This is a genomic window from Candidatus Blastococcus massiliensis AP3 (assembly GCF_000582785.1).
In the GTDB taxonomy this organism is placed as follows: domain Bacteria; phylum Actinomycetota; class Actinomycetes; order Mycobacteriales; family Geodermatophilaceae; genus Blastococcus; species Blastococcus massiliensis.
This window is the reverse complement of sequence record NZ_HG931174.1, coordinates 936,671-952,722: the sequence shown is the minus strand read 5'-3', so window position 1 is coordinate 952,722 and position 16,052 is coordinate 936,671. Positions and strand designations below refer to the sequence as shown.

At 73.6% G+C, this 16,052-nt stretch carries 14 protein-coding genes and 1 pseudogene; 7 read left to right on the top strand and 8 right to left on the bottom strand.

Annotation, left to right across the window (positions count from 1 at the left end; all coding sequences use genetic code 11):
- Nucleotides 1–23 precede the first annotated feature (23 nt).
- Entirely contained in the window at nucleotides 24–1,691 is a 1,668-nt protein-coding gene (locus tag BN344_RS13085; RefSeq protein WP_040338821.1) for a DEAD/DEAH box helicase, read from the top strand.
- A gap of 5 nt (nucleotides 1,692–1,696) precedes the next feature.
- Here the strand turns inward: BN344_RS13085 and BN344_RS13080 are convergent, their stop codons facing one another.
- The 4 genes from BN344_RS13080 to BN344_RS13065 all read right to left on the bottom strand — a co-directional run bounded on the left by BN344_RS13080 (nucleotide 1,697) and on the right by BN344_RS13065 (nucleotide 6,551).
- Nucleotides 1,697–3,799, bottom strand: coding sequence for a SpoIIE family protein phosphatase (locus tag BN344_RS13080; RefSeq protein ID WP_231486783.1), 2,103 nt, complete (start codon nucleotides 3,797–3,799; stop codon nucleotides 1,697–1,699).
- 130 nt (nucleotides 3,800–3,929) lie between these two features.
- Entirely contained in the window at nucleotides 3,930–4,676 is a 747-nt protein-coding gene (yaaA, locus tag BN344_RS13075; protein WP_040338820.1) for a peroxide stress protein YaaA, read from the bottom strand.
- A gap of 4 nt (nucleotides 4,677–4,680) precedes the next feature.
- Entirely contained in the window at nucleotides 4,681–5,481 is an 801-nt protein-coding gene (locus BN344_RS13070) for an exodeoxyribonuclease III (protein WP_040338819.1), read from the bottom strand.
- Between the two features lie 119 nt (nucleotides 5,482–5,600).
- Nucleotides 5,601–6,551 carry an acyl-ACP desaturase gene (locus BN344_RS13065; RefSeq protein ID WP_040338818.1) on the bottom strand — a complete coding sequence of 317 codons (951 nt, stop codon included), beginning with the start codon at nucleotides 6,549–6,551 and terminating at the stop codon, nucleotides 5,601–5,603.
- A gap of 222 nt (nucleotides 6,552–6,773) precedes the next feature.
- Between BN344_RS13065 and BN344_RS13060 the strand changes: the two genes are divergently transcribed.
- The 3 genes from BN344_RS13060 to BN344_RS13050 are packed head-to-tail and all read left to right on the top strand — an operon-like array spanning nucleotide 6,774 to nucleotide 9,119.
- Nucleotides 6,774–8,297 (top strand): LCP family protein, encoded by a 1,524-nt coding sequence (locus tag BN344_RS13060; protein WP_231486781.1) that lies wholly within the window; start codon nucleotides 6,774–6,776, stop codon nucleotides 8,295–8,297.
- Nucleotides 8,298–8,331: 34 nt separating this feature from the next.
- The gene (locus BN344_RS13055) at nucleotides 8,332–8,910 is read left to right on the top strand and encodes a GNAT family N-acetyltransferase (RefSeq protein ID WP_051515858.1); all 579 of its coding nucleotides are present in this window, start codon (nucleotides 8,332–8,334) and stop codon (nucleotides 8,908–8,910) included.
- Nucleotides 8,907–9,119, top strand: coding sequence for a hypothetical protein (locus tag BN344_RS13050; protein ID WP_040338817.1), 213 nt, complete (start codon nucleotides 8,907–8,909; stop codon nucleotides 9,117–9,119). The genes BN344_RS13055 and BN344_RS13050 overlap by 4 nt, the downstream gene beginning before the upstream one ends.
- A 16-nt stretch (nucleotides 9,120–9,135) precedes the next feature.
- On the opposite strand, the gene BN344_RS13045 is transcribed toward BN344_RS13050, so the two are convergent.
- Both BN344_RS13045 and BN344_RS13040 read right to left on the bottom strand, forming a co-directional pair.
- On the bottom strand, nucleotides 9,136–10,740 hold the full coding sequence (locus tag BN344_RS13045; protein ID WP_040338816.1) for an ABC transporter permease: 1,605 nt from the start codon (nucleotides 10,738–10,740) through the stop codon (nucleotides 9,136–9,138).
- Complete coding sequence (locus BN344_RS13040; RefSeq protein ID WP_040338815.1) at nucleotides 10,737–11,666, bottom strand: ABC transporter ATP-binding protein; 930 nt, start codon at nucleotides 11,664–11,666, stop codon at nucleotides 10,737–10,739. The genes BN344_RS13045 and BN344_RS13040 overlap by 4 nt, the downstream gene beginning before the upstream one ends.
- A gap of 75 nt (nucleotides 11,667–11,741) precedes the next feature.
- Between BN344_RS13040 and BN344_RS13035 the strand changes: the two genes are divergently transcribed.
- Nucleotides 11,742–12,251, top strand: a complete 510-nt coding sequence (locus tag BN344_RS13035) for a GbsR/MarR family transcriptional regulator (protein ID WP_197022312.1) — start codon at nucleotides 11,742–11,744, stop codon at nucleotides 12,249–12,251.
- 120 nt (nucleotides 12,252–12,371) lie between these two features.
- Here BN344_RS13035 and BN344_RS13030 read toward each other — a convergent pair whose 3' ends face one another.
- The gene (locus BN344_RS13030) at nucleotides 12,372–12,833 is read right to left on the bottom strand and encodes a DUF4383 domain-containing protein (protein WP_040338813.1); all 462 of its coding nucleotides are present in this window, start codon (nucleotides 12,831–12,833) and stop codon (nucleotides 12,372–12,374) included.
- Nucleotides 12,834–12,948: 115 nt separating this feature from the next.
- The gene (locus BN344_RS13025) at nucleotides 12,949–14,613 is read right to left on the bottom strand and encodes a carbamoyltransferase family protein (RefSeq protein ID WP_040338812.1); all 1,665 of its coding nucleotides are present in this window, start codon (nucleotides 14,611–14,613) and stop codon (nucleotides 12,949–12,951) included.
- Nucleotides 14,614–14,737: 124 nt separating this feature from the next.
- Here BN344_RS13025 and BN344_RS13020 point away from each other — a divergent pair, with 124 nt between their 5' ends.
- Both BN344_RS13020 and BN344_RS20335 read left to right on the top strand, forming a co-directional pair.
- On the top strand, nucleotides 14,738–15,640 hold the full coding sequence (locus tag BN344_RS13020) for an AAA family ATPase (RefSeq protein WP_040338811.1): 903 nt from the start codon (nucleotides 14,738–14,740) through the stop codon (nucleotides 15,638–15,640).
- Nucleotides 15,633–16,052: pseudogene (locus BN344_RS20335) on the top strand (hypothetical protein); the annotation flags it as partial. The gene BN344_RS13020 and the pseudogene BN344_RS20335, both read left to right, overlap by 8 nt.

The window sequence follows — 16,052 nt, the reverse complement described above, 5'->3', positions numbered from 1 at the left end:
CCGGCCAGGGACCATGGACGGTGATGAACACCGATCAGGACGGCCCCACCTTCGCCGAGCTCGGCCTCCGGCCCGAGCTGCTGCAGGCGCTCACCACCCTCGGATACGAGGAGCCGACCCCGATCCAGCTGGAGGCGATCCCGCTGGTGATCGAGGGGCGGGACCTGCTCGGCCAAGCGGCGACGGGCACCGGCAAGACGGCTGCCTTCTCGCTCCCGGTGCTGCAGAAGCTCGAGGCGCACCGCTCCGGGCGGTCGCCGGTCGCGCTGGTGCTGGTGCCCACGCGCGAGCTGGCCGTCCAGGTGTCCGAGGCGTTCCACCGATACGGCAAGGACCTCGGCTCGCGGGTGCTGCCGGTGTACGGCGGCGCTCCGATCGTCCGCCAGCTCCGGTCCCTGCAGGCAGGTGTCGACGTCGTCGTCGCCACCCCCGGGCGGGCGCTGGACCTGCTCAACCGGGGGAGCCTCCGGCTCGACGAGATCACCACCGTGATCCTCGACGAGGCCGACGAGATGCTCGACATGGGCTTCGCCGAGGACCTCGAGGCGATCCTCGACGAGACGCCCGAGCAGCGGCAGACGGTGCTGTTCTCCGCGACGATGCCGCGCCGGCTCGACGCGCTGGCCCGCCGCCACCTCCGCGACCCGGCCCGCATCACCATCGCCAAGGAGCAGGCCCAGGCCGGCGAGGCGCCGCGCGTGCGGCAGACGGCCTACGTCGTCCCCCGGGCGGCGAAGCCGGCGGCGCTCGGCCGGATCCTCGACATCGAGGCACCGACGGCGGCGATCGTCTTCTGCCGGACGCGCGAGGAGGTCGACACCCTCACCGAGACGCTCAACGGCCGCGGGTACCGGGCCGAGCCGCTGCACGGCGGGATGAGCCAGGAGCAGCGCGACAAGGTGATGGGCCGGCTGCGCGGCGGGACCGCGGACCTGCTCGTCGCCACCGATGTCGCCGCCCGGGGTCTGGACATCGAGCAGCTCACGCACGTCGTGAACTACGACGTCCCCTCGGCCCCGGAGTCCTACGTGCACCGCATCGGGCGGGTCGGCCGGGCCGGACGGGAGGGCGTCGCGATCACCCTCGCCGAGCCCCGCGAGCACCGGATGCTCAAGACGATCGAGAAGGTCGCCGGCGCCACCATCTCCGTGCAGACCGTGCCCACGGTCGCCGACCTGCGGGCCCGGCGCCTGGACCTGACCCGTGCCGCGCTGCGGGAGAGCCTGCTCGGCGACGAGCTCGACCGGTTCCGCGTGGTGGTGGAGACCCTCGCGGACGAGTTCGACCTCATGGAGGTCGCCCTGGCCGCGGTCAAGCTCGCCCACGAGGCCGGCGGCGGCGCCGACGACGACGAGGAGATCCCGCAGGTCACCTTCCGCCCCGACTCGGGCAAGCGGCCGGACGCGCGCGGGGGCGGCCGCGAGCCGGGGCGCCCGCGCAAGGGGCCCGGGGGCCCGGCGGCCCGGTTGTTCGTCGGCCTCGGCCGCGAGGCGGGCATCCGGCCGGGCGACCTGGTCGGCGCCATCACGGGGGAGACGGAGCTCCGCGGCAAGGACATCGGCTCGATCGAGATCCACCAGCGGTTCGCGCTCGTGGAGGTGCCGGAGCCGGCGGCCGACGAGGTGGTGCGGGCCCTCAAGGCCACGATGATCAAGGGCCGGAAGGCGACGGTCCGCCGCGACCGCGGCTGACCCGGCTACTCCAGGCGGTTCAGCCGGACGGCGACGAGCGCGACGTCGTCGTCCGGCCGGCCCTGGACCAGCCGCTCGAGCAGCTCGTCCAACAACTCCTCCAGAGGCAGGTCCACGAGCGCGACGAGCGCGTCGCGCAGCCGCGACACTCCCGCGTCGAGGTCGGAGTCGCGGCGCTCGACCAGCCCGTCGGTGTAGAGCAGCACGGTGGAGCCGTGGTCGAGCATGACGACCGATTCCCGGCGCACGGCCGCGCTGTCGACGCCGAGCATGAGGTCGCCCACCCACGGGGCAAGCTCGGCGACGGTCCCGTCGGGGTTCACCACCAGGGGCGGCAGGTGGCCCGCGTTGGCCCAGCGCATCCGCGTGAGGCCGCGACGACGTTCCTCCGGTGTCTGCTCGAACCGGGCGACCGCGGCGGTGGCCAGCGTGCCCAGCTGGAGGGTGCTCATGGAGGCGTCCAGCCCGCGCAGCACCTCGACCGGTCCGGCGTTGCTGTAGGTGGCGACGCCGCGCAGCAGTCCCCGCAGCTGCCCCATGGCGGCCGCCGCCTCGGTGTCGTGCCCGACGACGTCGCCGATGACCAGCATCGTGGTGCCGTTGGGCTGCAGGAAGGCGTCGTACCAGTCCCCGCCGACCCGGGCCGCCTCGGCCGCGGGCAGGTAGCGCACCGCGATCTCGGCGTGCTCGGGCTCGGGCGGCTCGGTGAGCAGGCTGCGCTGCAGGCCCTCGGCGAGCTGCTGCTGGGCGCTGAACAGCCGTGCGTTGTCCCACGCCAGCCCGGCGCGGTCCGCGACGTCCTGGGCGATCGCCACGTCCTCGTCGGTCGGGGCGTGGCCCTCGGCGTAGAAGAGGGTGAGCAGCCCGACGGTCCGGCCGCGGGCGCGCAGGGGCAGCGCGACCTCGCTCGCCGGGGACAGGATCGCGAGCAGGTCGCGCGCCGGGCCCGGGGGCAGGACCTCCAGGACGTCGGTGCCGCGGAAGGTCGCCGCCTCGCCGGTGTGCAGGGCACGGGCGACCGGTGCGGTCATCGGCATCGCGTCGAGGCGGACCTCGCGGTAGCGCTCCAGCAGCGGGCGCGCGGTGGGGTCGGCGTGCCAGCTGCCGACGTCGCGCGGCTGGCCGTCGGCGCCGATGACGGTCACCACGCAGAAGTCGGCCAGGGCGGGCACGACCAGCCGGGGCAGCCGCGCCGTGGCGATCTGGGTGTCCAGCGTGCCGGCCAGCTCGGCGCTGACCTGGGCGAGGGTGGCCAGCTGGCGGGCCCAGCGCTCGGCGCGCTCCTGGCTCGCCCGCCGCTCGGTCACCTCGAGGAAGTAGACCGAGAGGCCGTCGGGTGTGGGCCACGCGCGGAGCTCGTACCAGCCGTCCAGCGGCGCCGGGTAGTGGGCGTCGAACTGGACGGGTTCCCCACTGGCGATCGCCTTGCGGAAGCTGTCCTCGAATTCACTGTCCAGGGCTGCGGGGAAGGCATCCCAGAGCACCTGACCGAGCAGCTCGTCGCGGCTGTGCCCGAGCAGCCGCTCTGCCTCGGCGTTCACGTGGGTGAAGCGCCACTCGCGGTCCACCGAGTAGAAGCCGGCCGGCATGGCCTCGAGCAGTCGCGAGATCCGCGTCGAGGCCTCGCGCTCGCCGGTGGTGTCGTAGGCCGCGCCGATCAGTCGCTCGGTCCGGCCGTCCGGGTCGGGAAGGCACCTGCCCCGGGCGTGGATCCAGCGGGTCTCCCCGTCCGGGAGCACGATCCGGTACTCCACGTCGTACTCACCGCAGCTGTCCGTGCTGGCCTGCAGTGCGTCGGCGTGCCAGCCGCGGTCGTCGGGGTGCACCCGGGCGTTGAAGGCGGCGAGGGACTCGTCGAAGGAGTCGGGGGTGTCGTAGCCGAACATCCGCTGCAGCTGCTCGTCCCACAGCAGCGTGCCGGTGGACGGCTCCCAGTCGAAGGTCCCGACGCCGCCGGCGTCCTTGGCGAGCTCCCAGCGGAGCCGCTCGGTCGCGTAGCGCCGCTGGAGGGCGGCGAGCTGCCGGGATGTGAAGTCCGCCTCGGGACGCGTTCCATCCACCGGACGGTCGCCGTCGTCGGCGGAGGTCCGGTCGGGGGATCGATCCACGGGTGGCCCTTCCGCCCGGGTGCGGCCCGGTCCGTCCGGCGGTGGCCTCCTGATTCGGGCCGCGCCGTTACCTGGAAGTTATGTCACGGCCGGTGCACGCTGCGCAACAGCGCCCCAGGCGAGTTCTCCGTCACGTCCCGGGCACCACGAGCGTGAACGCGGTGCCGCCGTCATGTTCCACGTGCAACCCCGCCCGTCTCAGCAGCCTCCGCAGTGCCACGACGCCGTCCGGCTCGGCCGTCGTGCCGGCCAGCAGCCGGGCCACGCGGCCCTTGTGCGCCTTGTTGAAGTGGCTGACGACGGCGCGCGTGCCGTCGGGCCGCTCGCTGAGCACGTCGACGGTGACCGCGCCGGGCACGGGGGCCAGGGCGGCGTAGGAGCCGCTGCGCAGGTCGACGACGAGGTCGTCGACCGCGGCGAGCACGGGGGAGAGGGCGGGCTTCCACAGGGAGCGGAGCGTGGGCAGGCCCGGTAGGGCGGAGGTCGCGGAGAGCCGGTAGGCCGGGATCGGATCGGCCGCGCGGACCACCCCGAACAGGGCGGACCCCACGGCCAGCCGCCGGTCGGCGCGCGCCCGCTGCGCCCGTGTCATCGACGAGACCTCCAGGGCGTCGTAGAGGACGCCGGTGTACCGCTCGATCGCCGGCCGGGTGGGGCTGGTCCACAGCGCTGCGTTGCGGGTGATCTCGTCGTCCTGCTTCGGGGAGAGCCCGAGCGCCGCCCGGGACGCGGGGACGTCGTCGGCCAGCGTGACCAGCGCCTCGGTGAGCTCCGTGCGCAGCGGGGTGAGCTCGGGCGTGGTCAGCGCGGCCAGGTCGAGCGGGGCGCCGTCCCCGCCGGGGGCCTTGGTCTCCGACGGCGGCAGGAGGATGAGCACGCGGTCACTCCAGGTCGACGATGACCGGGGCGTGGTCGCTGGCGCCCTTGCCCTTGCGCTCCTCGCGGTCGATCAGCGCGCCGGTGACCCGGCCGGCGAACGCGGGGGAGCCGAGGACGAAGTCGATCCGCATGCCCTCGCGGCGGGGGAAGCGCAGCTGGGTGTAGTCCCAGTACGTGTAGACGCCCGGCCCCGGTGCGTACGGCCGGACGACGTCGGCGAACCCGGAGTCGACGACGGCGCGGAACGCGGCGCGCTCGGGTGGGGAGACGTGCGTGGAGTGGGTGAACACCGACATGTCCCAGACGTCGTCGTCCTCCGGGGCGATGTTCCAGTCGCCGACCAGCGCGATCGGGGCCTGCGGATCCGCCTCCAGCCAGCCGGCGACGGTGGTGCGCAGGGCGGCCAGCCACTCGAGCTTGTACTGCAGGTGCGGGTCGGCCAGCGTGCGCCCGTTGGGTACGTAGAGGCTCCAGACCCGGACACCACCGCAGGTCGCGCCGAGCGCCCGCGCCTCGGCTGCGGGGTCGACGCCGTCCTTGGCGGACCAGGACGGCATCCCGTCGAAGCCGATCTCGACGTCCTCGATGCCGATGCGCGAGAGGACTGCGACGCCGTTCCACTGCGAGTGGCCCACGTGGGCGACCTCGTAGCCGATGGCGTTGAACACCATCTCCGGGAACTGGTCGTCCCGGCACTTGGTCTCCTGCAGGGCCAGGACGTCGACGTCGTGCCGTTGCAGGAAGGCGGCCACCCGGTCGGCCCGGGAGCGGATCGAGTTCACGTTCCAGGTCGCCAGCCGCATGGGGTCCATGGTGTCTGGTCGCGCCGAGTGGGGGCCCGGAGGGTCCCCGCGCAGGCGCGACGGGCACGCTCAGCGCAACGGGGGACGGCTCCTGGCCGCGGTGATCGGCCGGAGGCCGATCAGATGGATACGGCTGTCTCTCCCTTGGCGGCCATGCGGGCGCGCAGCCGCTCCCGGCTCTCGACGAACTTTGTGGCCTGCGCGTCCAGGCCGGCCAGGAACGCCGCCAGCTCCTCGCGCGCCCGCTCGCCCTCGGGGCCGAGGTCGGTGCGGTCGAAGACCTTCCAGGTGCGCAGGATGGGGGCGACCACCTCGTCGTGGTGCAGCCGCAGGTCGTAGATGCCGGCCTTCGCGATGATCGTCGAGTTCTTGCGGAAGTTGGCCATGTTGGCGCCGGGCATCTCGAAGGTCATGACCTCCTTGGCCACGGCCTTCATCATCTCGTCCGGATCGATGTCGAACGCCGCCGTGACGAGGTTCCGGTAGAAGATCATGTGCAGGTTCTCGTCGGTGGAGATCCGTGCGAGCAGCTTGTCCGCGATCGGGTCACCGGTGGCCCGGCCGGTGTTGCGGTGCGAGACGCGGGTCGCCAGTTCCTGGAACGAGACGTAGGCGACCGCTTCGAGCGCGGTCTTGTCGCCGGAGTCGTAGCCGGTGGTCATGTAGTCCATCCGTGCCCGCTCCAGCTCGACCGGGTCGACGCCGCGGGTGACCACCAGGTAGTCGCGCAGCGCGACCCCGTGCCGGCCCTCCTCCGCGGTCCAGCGACCCACCCACTGGCCCCAGGCCCCGTCGCGCCCGAATCGGGTGGCGATCTCGCGGTGGTAGCTCGGCAGGTTGTCCTCGGTCAGGAGGTTGACGAACATCGCGGCCTTCGCGGTCTCGTCCAGCCGGGACTGCTCGGGCGACCAGTCCTCACCGCCGAGGAAGGCGAAGTTCCGCCCCTCGTCCCAGGGGACGTAGTCGTGCGGATGCCACTCCTTCGCGACCTTGATGTGCCGGTCGAGGTTCTCGGCGACCACCGGCTCCAGCTCGATGAGCACTGCGCTCTGCGGATCGGTCCGGGACATCCGTGCACCTCCAGGAAGTCGGCTACGCCCCCGTAACCTACGGCTCCGTAACCCGGGGGTGCATGCCTCCGGTTGGGTTCCCCGTTCGCGTCGCGGTCACGCCTGCGCGACGGACCTGGTGCGCGCCGGGCGTGTCGCCCGGTCGGGGGTACCGGCCAGGGGCACGGAGCACGCCGCCACGTCGCCCCTCCATCGGTGGGACGATGGCCGGGTGATCACGGAGTGCGCAGCGACGGCCGGCCGGTGAAGCGGGCCGGCAGTTTCCGCGCCGCGCTCGGCTGGACCGCGCTGCACGCCCTCGTTCCCGGGACGGGCTTCCTGGTCACCGGACGCCGGGTCCTCGGCGGTGTCGTCCTCGCCGCGTTCCTGCTGCTGGCGGCAGGCGGTGCCTGGCTGGTCACCGGGGGCCGGCGCTCCGCGTTCCGCGCGGCCGTCGACACCACCTCGCTGCTGTGGATCGTCGGCGGCGTCGGCGTGCTGGCCCTGCTGTGGTGCGTCTCCGTCGTCGCGGGCTACCTGTTGCTCGTCCCGCGACCCCTCGGCCGCCGCCGGCAGGTCCTCGGCGGCGTGGTCGTCGCGGCGATGCTCGCGGCGGCGGTCGTCCCTGCCGTCGCGGCCGGACGGGTCGCGCTGGTGCAGCGCGACCTCATCGCCGACGTCTTCGCCGACGACGGGCGCTCCGCCACGGTGGACCAGAGCCCCGACCCGTTCGGCTCCAAGCGACGGGTGAACGTCCTGCTGCTGGGCGGGGACGGCGGCGAGGGCCGCGAGGGCGTGCGCACCGACACGGTCATCGTCGCGAGCATCGACACCGGCAACGGCGACACGACGCTGTTCAGCCTGCCGCGGAACCTCGAGGACCTGCCCTTCCCGGAGGACAGCCCGCTCGGCCGGATCTACCCGGACGGGTTCGACGCCGGCAGCGCGAGCGAGAGCCTGCTCAACGCGGTGTACCGCAACGGCCCCGCCATGTATCCCGACGCCCTGGGCGTGACCGACAACCCCGGGGCGGACTTCGTCAAGCTCGGCGTGGGAGAGGCCCTCGGGCTGACGATCGACTACTACGTGCTGATCAACCTGGAAGGGTTCAGCCGGCTGGTCGACGCGCTCGGGGGGATCACCGTCGACGTCAACTACTGGGTGCCGATCGGTGGCGAGCCCACCATCGGCACCCTGCCCGACGACTACATCGCGCCCGGCCCGGACCGGCGGATGGACGGCGACACGGCGCTGGCGTTCGCCCGCGGCCGGTTCAACCTCACCGACTACGACCGGATGGACCGGCAGCGCTGCACCATCGACGCGATCGTCGACGCCGCCGACCCGATGACCCTGCTGCGCAAGTACCAGGAGCTGGCCCGCACCACCAAAGACATCGTCTTCACCGACATCCCGAGGTCCCGGCTCGGCGACTTCGTGGACCTCGCGTTCCTCGTCAAGGACGCCGACATCCGCAGCGTCGTCTTCGACGACACGGTGATCGACCCGGCGTACCCCGACTACGACCGGATCCGCGGGATCGTCTTCGCGGCGCTGATGTCGCCCGACGGCGAGACGGACGAGACCCCGACGCCCCCCGACGACGACGCCGAGGGCGGCGGCGAGCCGGTCGGCACGGATGCGCCCGCGGACGACGCCCCGGCCCCGCCCCCGCGCCCGACCGACGTCAGGGACGCGTGCGCCTACGACCCGGTGCGGGCCGAGGCGGAGCTGGCGGCCGGGATGCCGCCGACGCGCGGCGGCTGAGCCCATGGCGGACGCGCGGGAGCGGCGCGGGAGGATGGCGCCCGTGCCCGCCGTCGACGTCCGTGCCGCGTCCGTCGTCGACGACGGCCTGCGGGCCGAGCTCCTCGCCTGCTGGGTCGACGTCACGAACGCCGGCGGGGCCGTCGGGTTCGTGCCCCCGGTGAGCTCCGACGACGTCGGACCGGTGCTCGACCGGCTGCTGGACGGCGTCACCTCGGGACGGGACGTGCTCTGCGTGCTGACCGTCGACGGCGCCACCGCGGGGTTCGCGGCCCTGGTCGGTTCGTCGTCCCCGCTGCGCAGGCACTGGGCCACCGTGCTCCGGGTGCAGGTGCACCCCTCCCTGCAGGGCCACGGGCTGGGCCGGCAGCTGATGGCGGGTGTCCACCGGATCGCCGTCGAGCACGGGTGGGAGTTCCTGTCGCTCACCGCCCGCGGCGGCACCGGCGTCGACGGCTTCTACCGCGGCCTCGGCTACACCGAGGTGGGCCGGATCCCGGGAGCCGTGCGGGTGGCGGCGGGCGACGACCGCGACGAGATCCTCCTGGTCCACCGGCTCCCGGGCCCCGGAGCCCGAGGACCGGTGCCCGCTCTGGTAGACCCGGGGGCATGACCTCCGGCTCCCCCCAGCGCACACCCGAGCAGGACCGGGCGCGCCAGGTCGCGCTGTTCGTGCTCGGCGTCGCCGTCGTCCTGCTGGTGTCGTCGGTGACCTGGTTCGGCAGCGACCGGGCGGGCTGGGGTGTGGCCCAGGTGGTCGTCGGCCTGGCGCTGGCGGCGGTGGGCGCGGTGCTCCTCCGCCGGTCGGGCCCGCGGCGCTGACGGCTCAGCGCTCGGATCAGCCCACGGCGAGGTCCCGGCGCCGGAAGCCGGTGAACCCGGCTGCCAGCAGGACGGCGGCGACGGCGGCCAGCCCGACCAGCGGACCGAGGGTCCACTGCTCGAGCGGCTGCGTCGGGACCCAGGAGATCGGCGACAGGTCGCTCACCCACGCCGGCCAGTCGAAGGACTCGGCGAACATGCTGATCAGGAGGAAGATCCCGACCGCCGTCCACGCCCCGGCCGCCGCGAGGCGCGGGAACAGCCCGAAGAGCGCGACGGCCACGCCGGCCACGACCCAGACGGCGGGGACGTAGGAGACGGCTGCCCCGACCATGCGGCCGAGCGCCGCTGCATCCCCGGTCTGCACCACCCGCACCAGCCCGGTGGTGACACCGGCGACGGCCATGGCGAGCGCGGATCCCAGCAGGGCGACGAGCACGTGGCTGCCCAGCCACGCCCGGCGGCTGGTCGCCGTCGCGAGCAGGACCTCGGCCCGGTCGTCCGACTCCTCAGAACGGGCACGCAGGACCGCCGAGACCGCGTAGGCGCCGGCGAGCAGCGCGGTGATGGCGAAGGTGGTGCCGAGGTAGGCGTCCACGAGCTGACCGACGTCCGGGTCCCCGAAGATCGCCAGCGCCTGCTCGTTCTGCCCGATGAGCGTCTCCACCGATTCCGCGAGGGCGCCGTACACGACGCCCAGCAGCGCCAGGCCCACCGTCCAGGCGAGCAGCGTCCCGCGGTGCAGGCGGACCGCCAGACCCAGCGGGGACAGCAGCGATCGCCGGGCGGCGGCCCGGCCGGGCCGTGGCTGGGTGAGCCCCGAGCCGAGGTCCCGCCGGTCGAGCAGCGCGAAGCCGCCGACGAGGAGTGCGGCGGCCACGACGGCGCACAGCAGCAGCGGGAGGACGGCGTCGTCGGTGAACGGGTGCGTGGCCTGCGCCCAGCCGACGGGTGAGGTCCAGACCACCCAGTTGCCCTCGATGTCGCCGATCGCCCGCAGCACGAACGCCACCGCGAACAGCCCGCCGACCAGGCCGTAGACGGCCCGGGTGTGACCGGTCACCTGAGCGGCGACGGCGGCGATCCCGGTGAAGACGAGGCCACAGGCGCCGGCCGAGGCACCGAGCACGAAGGAGCCCTGCGCCGGCAGCCCGGTGGCCGTCGTGGCGGTGCCGATGGCCAGCGCCAGGCCGGCGCACGCCAGCGAGGCGAGCAGGACGGCGGCCAGCAGGGGCGCGTGCCGGCCCACGCGCGCCGACCGGAGCAGCTCCGTGCGGCCGGCCTCCTCGTCGGCGCGGGTGTGCCGGGAGACAGTGAACATCGCCATGAGCGCGGCGATCAGCATGACGGTCGCGGAGATCTCGAAGGCGACCGCGCCCGCGACGGTGTCCAGGCCGACCGGGGGGCCGGCCAGCGCGATGGTCGCCGCATTGCTCCCCACCGACGCCTGGTAGGCCGCCAGATCGGCCGGGGTGTCGTAGAGGGACTGGCTGGAGACCGACTGCGTGACCACCATGGCGGTGCCGGCGGCGATCCAGACCGGCAGCCGCACCCGGTCCCGGCGCAAGGCGAAGCGGAACAGGGCACCGGTGCCCACGAGCGTGCCGGATGCGCTGCTCATGACCGCCCCGCCTCCTGCGGGACCGGCTCCTCGTCGGCGGACACCTCGTCGCCGTAGTGACGCAGGAACAGCTCCTCGAGCGTGGGCGGGGTGCTCGTCAGGCCACGCACGCCCAGGCCGGTGAGGTGCCGCAGGACACCGTCGAGCGCGTCGGTGTCGACGTCGAAGTGCGCACGGCCGTCCTCGTGCCGCAGGCCGTGCACCCCGGGGAGGGAGCCCAGGCCGTCGGCGGGCCGCTCGGTCTCCACCACCATGGACATCCGGGTGAGGTGGCGCAGCTCGGTCAGCGTTCCGGTCTGGACCGTGCGGCCGTGCCGGATGATGCTGACCCGGTCGCAGAGGGCCTCCGCCTCGGCGAGGATGTGGCTGGACAGGAGCACCGTGCGGCCCTCGGCACGCACGTCGCGGATGCACGCCTGGAACTCCGCCTCCATGAGCGGGTCGAGGCCGGACGTGGGCTCGTCGAGGACGAGCAGCTCCGCGTCGGAGGCCAGCGCCGCCACCAGCGCCACCTTCTGCCGGTTGCCCTTGGAGTAGGTGCGCGCCTTCTTCCGCGGGTCGAGGACGAAGCGGTCCAGCAGCTCGGCGCGGCGGCGTGGGTCGAGCCCGCCGCGCAGGGCGCCGATCAGGTCGATCGCCTCACCGCCGCTGATGCTGGGCCACAGCGTCACGTCGCCCGGGACGTAGGCGAGCCGGCGGTGCAGGGCGACGGCATCGCGCCACGGATCCCCGCCGAGCAGTTCGGCCCGGCCGCCGTCGGGGCGCAGCAGGCCCAGCAGCACGCGGATGGTCGTGGACTTCCCGGAGCCGTTCGGGCCCAGGAACGCGTGCACCTCACCCGCGGCGACGTCGAGGTCGAGACCGTCCAGGGCTCGCGTGTGGCCGAAGGTCTTCACCAGGCCGGAGATGGAGATGGCTGTGGTCACGTCGGCGAACCTACACAACCTTCACAAACATGTGAAGCTCATTGAATCGTCGATTCTTCCGGTACCGTGGGCGGGGTGACGAGCGTGGACGCGACGCCGGCGGAGCGGACCACCCTGCTCCGGTTCGTCGAGCGGTTCGCTCTGGCCCTCCGTGAAGCGGGGATGGCGCCGATGCCGGCGCGGGTGTTCGCCTATGCGCTGTCCGACGACGCCGACCGGTACACGGCCGCCGAGCTGGCCGAGGGACTGCAGGTCAGCCCGGCCGCGATCAGCGGCGCGGTGCGCCAGCTGGTGCAGATCGGCTTCCTCGTGCGAGAACGCGAGCCCGGGACCCGCAGCGACCTCTACGTCCTCGACGACGAGAACCTCTGGACCCGGTTCACCGGCGCGGAGCTGGGCGCGCTCCAGAAGTTCGAGGACGTCGTCGCGTCCGGCATCGACCTCCTCGGCGTCGATCGCCCCGGCGGGCGTCGCCTGGCGGAGACCCGAGAGTTCTTCGCCTTCCTGCACGAGGTGCTCGCAGACGCCGTCGCCCGGTGGCCCGAGGAGCGCACCCGTCGCCCGGCGGCCGGGACCGCCGGCTGACCCGGTCGCCGGCCCGGGAGCCGCCAGGGATGACGAGGGCCGGGTCCCGCCGCCCCGAGAGGAGACGGCGGGACCCGGCCCGAATCGCCGGTGAGCCCGTCCCAGGAGGACGGGTCCTGCTCAGACGGTGCGACGCGTGTCGACGGCGTCCCGCACCGGTCCCAGCGCGATGACCAGGCCGACCAGCGCGGTGGCGATGTGCAGCACGTTGTCGGCGGCGTTCAGGTTGAGGAAGTCCCACTCCTCGCCCACGGCGATGAGGCCGTAGATGAACGCGGCCCCGTACCCGATGGCCAGCAGCCAGCCGTAGGTCCGGGCACCGGCGAGGGTCCGGCTCAGGGCCAGACCCGCGGCGCCGATCAGGATGTGCACGACGTTGTGCATCGGGTTGATCATGAACCCGAGCAGGTTCGCGTCCTCGTGGTGCGCCGGCGTGCCGTTCTCGTTGCCGAAGAAGTTGTCGAACCCGGTGATGAAGAAGCCGATGATGCCGATGAGCAGGTACACGGCACCGAAGGCCAGACCCAGGATCTGCGGCCACGTCATCCCGCGGTCGGCCCGGGGGGTGCTCGAAGCGGACATGAGGTCTCCCAACGTCGGACTCCCGCCGTGGATTCGACGGGAACCGTGCCCTACCCGGGGGCCACCTGCGATAACGCGGGTCACCCGGACGTGTGCCCGGATCGTGATCTCGTGCTCAGCCCCGGGTGCGGGACGTCGGCGTCGCCCGGCGGACGACGAACGGGCCGATGGCGAGCAGGTCGACGGGTGCCGATCCGAAGCACTCCAGGGCGTCGCGCGGGTCGTCGACCATGGGCCGGCCGGCGGTGTTGAGGCTGGTGTTGACGACGACGGGGAGCCCGGTGCGTCGCTCGAAGGCCGCGATCATGCGGTGCACGAGCGGTTGGGCCTCCCGGTCGATGGTCTGGATCCGCGCCGTCCCGTCGACGTGCGTGACCACCGGGATGCGCTCGCGCCACTCCGGGGCGACGTCGTGCACGAAGAGCATGTAGGGCGACGGGACGGGGCCCCGGCTGAAGATCTCCGGCGCCCTCTCCAGCAGCACCATCGGCGCGACCGGGCGGAACTGCTCCCGGCCCTTCACGTCGTTCATCCGCTCGAGATTCGCCTCGTGACCGGGGTGCGCCAGGAGCGACCGGTGGCCCAGCGCGCGGGGGCCGTACTCGCTGCGGCCCTGGAACCAGGCGACGATCCCGTTGTCGGCGAGCACCTCGGCCACCGTCTCCGCGACGTCGTCCGGGCGCTCGTAGTCGATGGCCGCCGTCCGCAGGACGTGCTCGATCTCGTCGTCGGTCCAGCCGCGGCCGAGCGCCGCGCCGGGCATCGGCCGGGTCTCCTCCCCGAGCTCGCGGGCCACGTGCAGCGCCGCGCCCAGGGCGGTGCCGGCGTCGCCGGCCGCCGGTTGCACCCAGACCTGCTCGAACGGGCTCTCGGCGAGGATGCGGGTGTTGGCCACGCAGTTGAGCGCGGTCCCGCCGGCGAGGGTCAGGGTCTTCTCGCCGGTCTGCCCGTGCACCCAGCGGGCGAGGTCGACGAGGACCTCCTCGAGGCGCTGCTGCACGCTGGCGGCGAGGTCGGCGTGGTCGTCGGTCCAGTCGTCGCCCGTGCGCAGCCGTGGGGCGAACTCGGAGAAGTCGATCCGCTCGGTGCGGAAGCCGCCGTCGTCCGTGGCCCGGACGAGCTCGGACAGTGCGCCGGCGAAGCGGGGCTTGCCGTAGGAGGCCATCGCCATGACCTTGAACTCGTCGGAGCTGCGCAGGAAGCCGAGGTGGTCGGTGAGCTCCTCGTACAGCAGCCCCAGCGAGTGCGGGAGCTCCTGCCCGGCGAGGATCTCGAGCTGCCCGTCGACGTAGCGGCCCGCGAGGTGGCTGTGCGCCTCGCCCCGGCCGTCGAGCACCAGGACGGCGTTGTCGCGCCGGCCCTCGTGATCCGGGGCGGCGAGCCCGGCGGATGCGGCGTGCGCGACGTGGTGCTTGACGAAGCGGACCTTCGCGGGATCCAGTCCGGGCAGCGCGTGGGCCAGGAAGTCCGGCGCCATCTCGGCGTACCTCTTGCGCATCGTGTCGCCGTCGTCGAAGAGGCCGGTCTCCTCCGGCGTCGTCATCAGCGCGGGGTCGAAGGAGTAGGCGACGGCGTCGAGCTCCTCGGGGCGGATGCCGGCTTCGGCGAGGCACCAGGCGGCCGAGAGCTCCGGCAGCTCCCACGCGCTCCACGGCAGCGGGCGCTTGCCGTGCTTGCGCCGGCTGAACCGCTCCTCCTCCGCAGCGGCCACGATCGCCCCGTCGACGACGAGGGCCGCGGCAGGGTCGTGGTAGATCGCGTTGATGCCGAGGACCTTCACGCGTGCACTCCTCTCGCGGGGCGGCTGCCCGTGTGCTCCAGGCGCGGTGCCCTCGTCGTGCCGATGATCACGGCCGCGCGCCGAGCCCGCAGCTCGAACGGCGTCCCGGTGGGATGCTCGGAACGTGACCGAGCCCACACCGGAACAGTCGGCCGCTCCCTCGAGCCCCGAGGGGCTGGCGGCGGCGCTGGAGCGCACCGGCTACCTGCCCGACGAGGGCCTGGCCACCGCCGCCTACCTCGCGCTGGCGATGCAGCGGCCGCTGTTCCTCGAGGGGGAGGCGGGGGTGGGCAAGACGGCGCTGGCCCACGCGCTCGCCGAGGTCACCGGCCGGCCCCTCTACCGGCTCCAGTGCTACGAAGGCCTGGAGGCCAGCCAGGCGCTGTACGACTGGGACTTCGGACGCCAGCTGCTGCACCTGCGGGCCGCCGAGGCCGCGCACGCCGCCGACGACCCGGCCGCGCTGGAGGCCTCGCTCTACGACCGGAGGTTCCTGCTCGCCCGGCCGCTGCTGCAGGCGCTCGAGGACTCTCCGTCGGTGCTGCTCATCGACGAGATCGACCGCGCCGACGACGAGTTCGAGGCGTTCCTGCTCGAGCTGCTCTCCGACTTCACGATCTCCATCCCCGAACTGGGCACCGTGCGGACCACGACCCCACCGCTGGTGGTGCTCACCTCGAACCGCACCCGCGAGGTGCACGACGCATTGAAGCGACGCTGCCTGTACCACTGGCTGGCGCACCCGGACTTCGACCGCGAGGTGGCCATCCTGCGGGCCAGGTTGCCCGCGGTGACGGAGCGGCTGGCCCGGGAGGTGGCCCGGGCGACGGCGTCGCTGCGCAGGCTGGACCTGCTCAAGCCCCCCGGCGTGGCCGAGGCGATGGACTGGGCGACCGCCCTGCACACCCTGGGCGCCGGCGAGCTCGATCCGGACACCGCCGCCCGCACGCTCGGCGCGGTGCTCAAGTACCGCGAGGACACCGAGCGCGTGCAGGGCTCGGTGAAGGAGGCGCTCTTCGGTGCCTAGCCGGGACGTGGTGGATACCGTGCTGGGCTTCGCCTGCACGCTCCGGGGTGCCGGGGTGGCGGCGTCGCCCGATCGCGTCGAGGCGATGCTCGCGGCCGTCGGCAGCCTCGACGTCCTCTCGCCGTCGGACGTCTACTGGGCCGGCCGGCTCACCCTGTGCGGCAGCCCGGACGACCTCGACCGCTACGACGCCGCCTTCGCCGCGTGGTTCGGGGGCGAGCGGCCGCGGCGCGGCCGGGCCGCCGCGCCCGACCGGACTCTGCTCTCGGCGATGGCCCCGCTGGGCGCGGGCTCCGGCGAGGGGGAGGGGACGGCGGACGACGTCGCCGTCGCGGCCAGCGCGGCCGAGGTGCTGCGGCACCGGGACGTCGCGGAGCTGACGACCGTCGAGCGGGAGCACCTGCGCCGCCTG